This window comes from Mangrovimonas sp. TPBH4, from assembly GCF_001280505.1.
In the GTDB taxonomy this organism is placed as follows: Bacteria; Bacteroidota; Bacteroidia; order Flavobacteriales; family Flavobacteriaceae; genus Mangrovimonas_A.
In genome coordinates, this window is the sequence record NZ_LBIO01000049.1 from 355,187 (window position 1) to 364,630 (window position 9,444).

Below are 9,444 nucleotides of genomic sequence, written 5' to 3' on the forward strand. Positions count from 1 at the left end.
AAGATAATGTCTAATTTTCATCTAAATAAATGGTTTCTAGATTTTATTGGAAACAATGATGAAACTATGATTTTTTATTGTGCAATATTGTCCTGGAAAGGTTTTACTGCTCATTATGCCAGTTGTATTCATTACTCTACAAAAAATAACGTAAAGGTAAAATCACATTTTTTTAATGTACAAACACCTGAAATAAAAGACCATTTAATTACTTGGAAAGACGATAAGTTTAAAGTTTTTGGAAGTTGGAGCCCAATAGGCAAACCACTTCATACCAGAATATTTGAAGATGAAGATGGTTATCTTGACTGGAATTGTTTTCAGCCTGCATCTTCGGTGAAACTAAACATGAATAACATTATTTTAGAAGGGAAAGGTTATGTAGAACAATTGATTCTTACTACGCTTCCGTGGCATATTCCTATGAATGATCTACGCTGGGGAAGGTTCCAATCTTTTGAAGATACTTTAGTTTGGATTGAACTCAGAAAAGAAAACAGACAGCAATGGCTGTGGCTTAATGGTGAAAAAATAACCGATTGTTGTATTGAAGATGATAGCATTTCATCGACTGAAAAATCATTCACACTCAAATTAGATCGCAAAATAGAATTGGAATCTGAAAAAATAATATTCAACCTTGTTCAAAAGCTTTTGAAATACCTACCTGGATTTAAAGCGTTAATGCCCCATCAATTTTTAATGGCCAAAAGCTATAAATGGCTGAGCAATGGTGAACTAAAAAAAAAGGATGGCACTATAGCCAAAGGAAAGGCTATACATGAATGGGTAAATTTTAATACTCAAGATTAATGATTTTAAAAGCAGAACATATTTCGAAATCTTTTGGTAGCAACAAAGTGTTGAAGGATATCTCTTTTCAACTGGATACCAGTACAATTACGGGTATTGTTGGTGAAAATGGCTCTGGAAAATCTATCTTAATGGAAATAATTGTTGGCATCCGAAAACCAAACAATGGGAATGTAAATAGAAACGGTAGAATTGGATATTGTCCGCAAAGAGCATTACTCTTTCCTCATTTAACTGTTCAAGAACATTTCAGATACTTTTCTATTGCATACGGTATTAACAACGAACTAGCTTATGAGCTATCTGAAGAGCTGTTGAAGCACTTCAATTTCAAGAAATATGAACATGAAAAAATCAAGAATTTGAGCGGGGGCACTCAACAAAAGCTTAACCTATCGATAGCGCTTATTAAGAAGCCTGATTTATTGATACTTGACGAGCCATACAATGGATTTGACTGGGATACCTATCAAAAATTTTGGAACTACTCCGCAAAACTAAGGAATCAGGGGTGTGCCATTTTAATTGTTTCTCATCTACTAAGTGATAAAGAGAAACTTGACCATATCTATAATCTAGAAAACGGGATTTTGGAATGAACTCTCATAAAATCATAACAGGATTATTGATGACGCTAAAGATGCTTTTTCGTCAAAAGATTGTTATGGTTTTAATTTTAGTCATTCCAGCGTTTTTTCTAAGTATTGTTGAGCTAACCACTTCCGATAGATTACTTCCATTCCAATTGGCATCATTGAAAGATGATGTGTTTATTAATATTAGTGAAAAAGGAATTTCTATCATTTTTTTCGCGGTCGCATCAACTGGTTTTTTGGTCTCTTTTCTGGCGTTAAACCTTATTCAAAAAAATAATGCTGTAAACCGAAGACTCGTTATTTGTGGCTACAACCCCATTGAACTGCTGACTTCTTTTTTACTCACTTTACTATTTATAATTGTACTCATTGCTATTTATGTAGGCTTACTCACCAATTTTTTTTATTCCATTGACCATCTTATCAGATTTATTATGGGGCTAATATTGATTGGATTTGTTTATGGTAGTTATGGTTTGGTAATAGGAAGTCTCATAAAAGCTGAATTAGAAGGGATTTTAATGGTGGTATTGCTTGTAAACATTGATGTTGGATGGTTGCAAAACCCCTTGTTCTACGCAGAAGCTCAAAATCAAATGATCATAAAATTCCTGCCCGCTTATTTTCCTTCACAAACCGCCATCATTACCGCCGTAACTGATTATTCTGCAGCAGCAGCTACTTTTAATGGCATATTATATGGATTGGTATTTTTAGTTTTTTCCATGCTAATTTTTTTCTATAAAATGAGGACCAAATGAACAAGAGAACCACACAAATCAACAAAACTTTATATGCTACCCTATTTCTGATAATATTACCTGTGATGCTTATGGTCTGGGCGAAATATACTGAAGACGCAATAAAAGCCCCCGTAATCAACTCGACAGCTACAGGCTACGCAATGATTATATTGGGTGCCCTTTTGATGTTATGGGCCATGTATCATTTAAAAAAACACGGAAAGGGACTACCCATGAATGCCTTCCCTCCGTCAAAATTTGTAACAAGTGGCCCATATAAACTATTTAGACATCCCATTTATTGGGGTTTTGGAATTTTAATGATAGGATATTTTATATTGATCAAATCTGCAAGTGGTTTGTGGTTAGTAGCTCCAACAACCATATTATCCATGATTGCTCTTGTAATGGGGTATGAAACCATAGACCTCAAAGATAGATTCCCAAAAGAACGCATTAAAACGGTTTTAGACGTTCCCGGAAAAACAGACCTCCCAGCAGGTATTAGAGAAAGCCTTGTTTCTCTGTTTTGGGTAATTGGACTTTTATTTTTAAGCAATTACATTATTAACTTATTTAATGACAATCAACACTCCATTTCAAGCAAGCTTTTAATGTCTCCAATGAATAACAAGAATGGATATTTACCAATAGTATATTTACTTTTTGTCATCCTAACACCTTTTTTCATTAAGAGAAATTCACTTTTACGTTATTGGGTGATTACGTGCACATTTGCTTTATTCATTTCCACTTACTCAAGCTTACTTTGCCTTGGCATCGGAGAGCCAAATGTCTCATTACGACAAGGTATTGTTTGCTTTGTTCCTGCCTTTATAATATTACTTTCGATTAAATCCTTTTTTAAGCAATCAAAGCTAATGGGTGTAATAAGTGGTGTAATAGGTTCTGCCATAATTGTTTCACAAATAACCTTTGCCCGTTCTGGAGTACTTTATACAGCAAGTTCCGTTGGCATTTTCTTTATCGCCGGTAATTACAATTTAATATGGAACTTCTTAAGAAAAAGCGCCGAAAAAATTGCTAATTCATGGCAAGAGTGGGTGTTTGGCAAGGTAAGAGTTATTAATCATGGTTTTTATGTTGGCTTTGGTTCTTTTGTTGGCATTTTGCTTGCAGGTGTATTAATTGGCGATTCATATACATGGGGCATCCTTATATTTTCGTTTGTTGTTATAGTTTTTTCAGCATTATGGGCACAAATTATTGAAGGATCTGAAAAATTAAAAAGGCCTTATGGATATTATGGAGCTTTAGTAGGAATTATTTTTGCGAGCCTTATTGTTTGGCTTCTAGGATATAATGTTTGGATTATAATAGGAGCTATATCAGTAGCCATGCCATGGGTACAGGCAATTGGCCGTTTGCGATGCTTAGTAAATGGCTGTTGTCATGGAAGTAAAGTGCCCGATGCTAATATTGGCATTAAATATTTCCATCATCGTTCAAGAGTTTGTGGAATTTCACATTTAAAAGGTGAATTGCTACACCCAACTCCTCTTTATGCTATGATTTGGCTCTTTTTAGTTGGATTCCTTTTAATATCACTTTGGTTTAATGATTTTTCATCACCCTTCATTTTTGGACTTTATCTAATTTTAACTGGAATTGGTCGCTTTGTAGAAGAAGCCTATAGAGGAGAAGTCCAAACACCTATTATAAAAGGCCTTAGACTGTATCAATGGACGGCAATTTTATCAGTACTTGTAGGTATCTTTATGACTTTTATTCACATTGAAATAGTAAGTATTCCCTCCCATTTTGGATGGCAGACAATTTTATCCGCAACTATAGGTGGTCTTTTCACTACTTTCGCGATGGGTATTGATTTTCCATATTCAAATACTCGCTTTTCAAGACTAGTTTGATGTAATAATTCCTCACTATTTTTAGTTGGTTTACCACATTCATTACCGTTATTGCTATCAGCAACCATGTTCTAGCCCCAAAAAGAAACTATTATTTCGTCTATGTATAGCACATTATTAATTTCAAAACCTCTTATCAATCATTCACCAGAAATTAAACCATCTAAAATCAACATGTAAGTCCCTGATCCATAATAAAATGAATTACAATTTCATTTTTGTATCACAAAACATTGAACCATTGCAACAGTTCTATTTCGAACAAAAACAGTCAATAACCGCCATTTCACACGGCTTTTGAGAGCAAATCAACAGTTCAAAAAACAAAAATTCTTTTTGTGATATTTTTTTTTATCACGGGAATTATCACAGAGATATTGAAATATTAAAGAAACGGAATCGATAATCCCCATCCTCATGCAAACCAAATTTTTGCGTCCGTTTTCTTTCTTTTGGAAATGGGAACCTCTACTCCATTCTTCATAACAAAACTATTTTCATTCATAAAGCCGATATTAGATTTGTTAACCAAAAATGATCTATGGGATCTAAAAAAACCTTTGTCATCTAGTACATTTTCAAAATACGCCAAGGTTTTGGAAGACAACTCTCTTGACCCATCATTTAAATATATGCAGCTATAATTACGCTCGCTCTCTATATAGGCAATCTGCTTTAAAAAGAATTTCAAATACCCCTTTTGCGTTTGTAAAATTAAACGCTGATTCTCGATTGAATTGGAATTAATATTTTGTAAAGCCCCCTTTACCTCCTCTTGACTTGATTTTTTTGAAGAAGCTTTGAATCTATTTAGAGCTTCATCCAATTCGTTTTCATCAATAGGTTTGACCAAATAATCCAAGGCATTAAACCGAAATGCCTTAATAGCATATTGACTATGCGCAGTGGTAAAAATGATTTTAAAAGGAATGGATTGTAATTGACTAAGCATTTCAAATCCAGTCATATCGGGCAATTCAATATCAAGAAAAACAATATCTGGTTCCTGTTTAGTAATAAATTTCAAGGCATTACAACCATTATTAGCCACTCCTGCAATAACAACATTCCTATGCCTCTGCTCAAGCAAATCGGTTAGCACTGTGGCCATGAAGCTATTATCTTCAACTATTAATGCCTTTATAGAATCCATAATTCAGCATTAATATACAATATTATTTTAACCGTTGGATAATTAAAAAGACCGTTAGATAATTCTCTTTTAGATCTAGACACCAGCCTGTGCTACCTTAGGTAAATAAAAAAAGTCTATGCTTTACTCCATTACAAGAACCATTATGATCCTTATTGTGATGATGCCTGCATTGGCAACATCTCAAAACATAAATAGCGATTCTCTCTATAACATCTGGAACGACAGAACTATGGATGACCTAGAACGCGTGAAAGCTTATTACACCTTAATAAATACAATGGAGGATTCTGATGAACATTCTGAATATGTCAACAAAGCCGTACTAGAAATAGAGGAAGCTCTTCAAATCACCAAACAAAACAACGCAACAGAATATCTTGGATTATTTTATTTAGTGGCCGCTATTACTCATGCAAATAATGAGGATAGTGAAGATAAGACCTGTGAATATTTGGATTTGAGTGTTACCCAATTGTTGACGCAACAAAATAACGACTTCTATACCATAATGGCCTTAACAGTCCTTAAAGAATTAAACTGCCCTAAATTCTCAATCGAACGCATTACTAATATCTTTAAAGTTTTAGAGGGTAGACTTCAAAAAGAAAATGTATCCTCTTTTTATTCTGCCAAGGCCTATTTTCATTTAACCCAGTTAAATGACAATGAAAAGGCCTGTGGGTACTTTCTAAAATCTATAGAGACATTTAGATTTAACGACACCTATAATAGAGGTTACAATTTATTTGACTCGCTAAATCATTTAATTGAATTAGACTGCCCGAATACTTCAATTCAAAAAATCGAAGAGCTATTAGAGACAATAATCCCTGAAATTGAACAAAATTTAAAAACGACTAAAGATTTCCTGAAGCTCTATTCAAGCCTATGTTCATTTTACACAACTTCGTATCAGTACCCCCAAGCATTAAGATATGCTAACCAAGTATTTAAATATGTTGAATTGAAAAATGAATACAAAAAATTAGAGGAATATGCCATAATAAAAACACTTCAAAACAAGGGGAAAATCCATACCGAAATAGGAAACTACATGGAAGCAGAAAGGGGTTTATTTGAAGCCCTAAAAAGAGCAAAAAGAATTGATGATTCAAATTATATAGGTGGCACCCATATTGAGTTAACCAATCTATACATCCAAAACAAAGAACCCTATAAAGCAAAAGAACATCTTGATTCAGCACTCCAAATCATGAAAAACAAAAAAGAGTGTGAACCCTGTTATATGATAGCTAGAAGAACCAGGGCAAAACTCAACAATCTTTCAGGAAACTATAAAGAATCACTAGAGGAGCTATTGGAGATAAACCCCTTTTATCAAGACAAAAAAAATTTTAATAAAAATCCATTTTTTACAGTTCTTAGTCAGACCTATTTAGGTCTGAAACAATATGACAAAGCTATAGCTACTGCAAAACTTGGTCTTGCTATGGATATGAAAAGCCTAAGCAACAGTTCAGAGCTCCATAATATTTTATACCAAGCATCCGAACAACAGAGGGATTATAAAAATTCCCTGAAAAACTACCAAGAGTATGTTCAACTTCAAGATTCCTTAGCCATCTTGAGAAACAGTGAAGAAGTAACACGTTTAGAACTGGAAAATCAGTTTGCCCAGGAAAGGTTAACGGACAGTTTAAAAATCGCTCAACAAAACCTGAAAAACGAACTAAACCACCAAACAGAGCTCAACAAACAGAAATCCGCAAAAAAACTTCTAATAGCCCTAGGACTAGGTCTCCTACTATTTGTAGTTGCACTTTATTCCCGCTTACGTTTTATAAAAAAAACAGAAGCCCAACTAAAACATAAAAACGAAATTATAGAGTCCGAAAAACAAAAAGCTCAGGCAAGCGAACGTGCAAAACACCAATTTTTGGCCAATATGAGCCACGAAATACGCACCCCTATGAATGCGGTAAAAGGAATGACCGATATATTATTGCGCCGCAAACCTCGGAAAGACCAAACAAATTATTTAAATGCCATTAAGCAGTCCTCAGACTCCTTATTGGCTATTATTAACGATGTTTTGGATATTTCAAAAATTGAAGCAGGAAAGGTTGAATTGGAACACCTTCCCTTTTCAATAAGCCAGGTAATTGACAATGCACATACTATCATGCAGTTTAAGGCCGAAGAAAAAGGGTTGCAACTAAAAAGAAATGTTCCTCAAGAACCAATTACAGTAAAAGGGGATTCCTCAAGATTAAATCAAATCCTTATAAATTTAATAGGCAATGCCATAAAATTTACCGAAAAGGGAATTGTTACTACTACAGTTACGTTTCGACAATTTGACAATAAATTGAACGCACACTTTACCGTATCAGATACTGGCATTGGCATTGACAAAGGACAAATTGACAAAATCTTCAAAACATTTCAACAGGCCTTCAATGATACCAGCAGAAAATTTGGAGGCACTGGATTAGGGTTGAGCATTTCCAAAAAATTAATAGAGATACAAGGTGGTAAAATATGGGTAGAAAGCAGAATAGGCCAGGGAAGTGAATTTCATTTTACCATTCCATATTCAATTTCCAAAATAGCTTCAAACGAAAAATTAGAAAGTCCATCCAGTGAAAAACTTTTAGAACTATTAAAAGGGTCCAAAATACTTCTTGTTGAGGACAACCAATTTAATGCTGTTGTAGCTCAGGAAGAGTTGGAAGATACCATTGAAGACATTCGAGTGGATACAGCAGAAAATGGCGTAATAGCCCTAGAGAAATTAAAATCAGAAAGTTTCGACATCATTCTTATGGATGTTCAAATGCCTATCATGAACGGTTACGAAACTACTAAACATATAAGAAGACTTGACAACGGTAAATCAAATACTCCCATTTTAGCTATGACCGCCAATGTTCTTAAAGAAGAAATAGACAAATGTTATGAAGTTGGCATGGATGATTTTATAGGAAAACCATTCAATACAGAATTATTAATTCAAAAAATTTCTAAACTCATTAAAAACAAACAATCATGAAGAATCAAAATCCAACAGTTTTCATTGTGGATGACAACCCCTTTATTACAGAATCGTTATCCGATTATTTAGCAGCTCAATATGGCGGCTTTAATATCAAATCTTTCACAACGGGAGAAGCTTGCCTAAAAAACATACATAAAAATCCCGATGCCATTGTTTTGGATTACTATTTGAATTCAAAAGAAAAAAATGCAGCCAACGGTATTAATATTTTACGGGAAATCAAAAAACAGGACAAAAATTTACCCGTAATTATGCTTTCAAGCCAAAAAAGCTATGGAACGGCATCGCAAACCATTATGTATGGGGCAACTCACTATGTTATGAAGGGGCAAGCAGCATACAATGAAATTTATGAACTCCTTAAAGCCAATGTATAAATGATTGATTTAACATTTTTAAAAAAATTCACAAAAGGAGATGTCAACAAAATGAAGGGCTATATCCAATTATACATAGATATGGCCCCTGATACCTTTCGGCTAATGAAGGAAAGTTTAGTCTCAGGCAATTGGAATCAACTTCGCATAAATGCCCATTCCTTAAAACCTCAAGCTGAATTTATGGGGCTAAATGACCTAAAAGATCTTTTAATTTTAATAGAAAATAAAATCAAAACAAATAATCTTGAAGACATTGAAATAGTTTTTAAAAATGCCTACAATATCCATTTAGAATCCGCAAATGAATTACAGAAGATTTTAATGAAACTATAGGCTCAGCTTTTACACAAAAAAAGGACAGACATAACATGGATTAAGAATTTAAGTCACACAGAACCTTGTTACATACACTATAATTCATTCATTTTGTATCACAAAAAATCGAACCATTGCAATTGTTCAATTTTGAACATTGATAGTCAATTTTAGCCATTTTAAAGGGGTTTTCAAAACAAATCAACAGTTCAAAAAACAAAATATCTGATTTATCAAATGACTATAAACTTTACGAAGGAGAAAGTCTTATTTACGAAGGAACTTTTGAACAATTTTATCCTGTTCGATTTGAAATGTGGTTTAAGTTAAAAGAAACAGGAATTGAAAAGAAATTAGCCGAAAAAAAGTATTTAATTGATGGTTGGGACAGATAAAAAAACTGGCTACAACAAAGAACTGAGTTAAAAAACAAGTTCTTTTAGACCAATTTCGACACAAAATTCTCATTATACCGTACCCCTGATTTTGCGATTGCAAATGCTTGTTTGAGCAGTTTGTTGCATACTGCCACA

The 9,444-nt window shown here is 33.7% G+C and carries 8 protein-coding genes; 7 read left to right on the forward strand and 1 reads right to left on the reverse strand.

Going from position 1 to position 9,444, the window contains the following annotated elements; translation table 11 throughout:
• Window positions 1-6: 6 nt before the first annotated feature.
• From ZA05_RS10550 to ZA05_RS10565, 4 genes are read left to right on the forward strand one after another with little or no spacing between them, the layout of a single operon-like run.
• Window positions 7-813 (forward strand): hypothetical protein, encoded by an 807-nt coding sequence (locus ZA05_RS10550; protein ID WP_053991646.1) that lies wholly within the window; start codon window positions 7-9, stop codon window positions 811-813.
• Entirely contained in the window at window positions 813-1,412 is a 600-nt protein-coding gene (locus tag ZA05_RS10555) for an ABC transporter ATP-binding protein (protein ID WP_082333745.1), read from the forward strand. Before ZA05_RS10550 ends, ZA05_RS10555 begins: the two co-directional genes overlap by 1 nt.
• On the forward strand, window positions 1,409-2,170 hold the full coding sequence (locus ZA05_RS10560) for a hypothetical protein (RefSeq protein ID WP_053991647.1): 762 nt from the start codon (window positions 1,409-1,411) through the stop codon (window positions 2,168-2,170). Before ZA05_RS10555 ends, ZA05_RS10560 begins: the two co-directional genes overlap by 4 nt.
• A complete protein-coding gene (locus ZA05_RS10565; RefSeq protein WP_053991648.1) occupies window positions 2,167-4,041 on the forward strand; it encodes a prolipoprotein diacylglyceryl transferase family protein in 1,875 nt (624 codons plus the stop codon). Before ZA05_RS10560 ends, ZA05_RS10565 begins: the two co-directional genes overlap by 4 nt.
• Window positions 4,042-4,456: 415 nt before the next feature.
• On the opposite strand, the gene ZA05_RS10570 is transcribed toward ZA05_RS10565, so the two are convergent.
• Window positions 4,457-5,194, reverse strand: a complete 738-nt coding sequence (locus ZA05_RS10570) for a LytTR family DNA-binding domain-containing protein (protein ID WP_053991649.1) — start codon at window positions 5,192-5,194, stop codon at window positions 4,457-4,459.
• A gap of 118 nt (window positions 5,195-5,312) precedes the next feature.
• Here ZA05_RS10570 and ZA05_RS10575 point away from each other — a divergent pair, with 118 nt between their 5' ends.
• From ZA05_RS10575 to ZA05_RS10585, 3 genes are read left to right on the forward strand one after another with little or no spacing between them, the layout of a single operon-like run.
• Window positions 5,313-8,210, forward strand: coding sequence for an ATP-binding protein (locus tag ZA05_RS10575; protein ID WP_082333746.1), 2,898 nt, complete (start codon window positions 5,313-5,315; stop codon window positions 8,208-8,210).
• Window positions 8,207-8,593 (forward strand): response regulator, encoded by a 387-nt coding sequence (locus ZA05_RS10580; protein ID WP_053991651.1) that lies wholly within the window; start codon window positions 8,207-8,209, stop codon window positions 8,591-8,593. Before ZA05_RS10575 ends, ZA05_RS10580 begins: the two co-directional genes overlap by 4 nt.
• Window positions 8,594-8,929, forward strand: coding sequence for an Hpt domain-containing protein (locus ZA05_RS10585; protein ID WP_053991652.1), 336 nt, complete (start codon window positions 8,594-8,596; stop codon window positions 8,927-8,929). It abuts the gene before it with no gap.
• Window positions 8,930-9,444 lie beyond the last annotated feature (515 nt).